This is a genomic window from Streptomyces sp. 2A115 (assembly GCF_052245575.1).
Classification (GTDB): Bacteria; Actinomycetota; Actinomycetes; order Streptomycetales; family Streptomycetaceae; genus Streptomyces.
This window is the reverse complement of sequence record NZ_JBQQCG010000259.1, coordinates 1-645: the sequence shown is the minus strand read 5'-3', so window position 1 is coordinate 645 and position 645 is coordinate 1. Positions and strand designations below refer to the sequence as shown.

Below are 645 nucleotides of genomic sequence, written 5' to 3'. Positions count from 1 at the left end.
TTGGAGACGGCGGCGGATGACAGCCGTGACTCGTTGTTCGGGGTGGAGTGGACCGAGCTGTCGTCGGCTCAGGGGGCGGAGGCGTCGCCGTCGTGGGTGGCGGTGGCCACGGCTGACGAGGTGACGGCGCTGGCGGGCAGGGAGGATGTGCCGCCAGTAGTGGTCCTGGAAGCCGTCGGCGGTGACGAGGCGGACGCGGTTCTGGACCTGACCGCCCGGGTGTTGGCGGTGGTGCAGGCGTGGCTGGCCACCGGTGTGGAGCTGGAGGAGTCGCGGCTGGTGGTCCTGACCCGGGGTGCGGTACCGGCCGGTGGTGAGGGTGGGGTGAGTGACCCGGCGGGCGCGGCGGTGTGGGGTCTGGTTCGTGCCGCGCAGGCTGAACATCCCGATCGGTTCGTGCTGTTGGACATCGACCCTGCCACCGACGGTGGTGTGGAGCGGGTGTTGGGTCCGGTACTGGCCAGTGGGGAGCCGCAGGTTGCCGTCCGTGGCACGGCGCTGTCGGTCCCTCGGCTCAACCGTGCCGTTCCTCAAGTGCCCACCGCAAGGGCGGTGTTCGGCCCGGAAGGGACCGTTCTGGTCTCGGGTGCCGGGTCGTTGGGTGGCCTGGTGGCGCGGCATTTGGTGGCCCGGCACGGGGTGCGG

At 71.5% G+C, this 645-nt stretch carries 1 protein-coding gene; it reads left to right on the top strand.

The features are described from left to right. A partial coding sequence (locus tag ACTWQR_RS55925) for a SpnB-like Rossmann fold domain-containing protein (RefSeq protein WP_443235043.1) occupies positions 1-645 on the top strand: 645 nt, incomplete at both ends.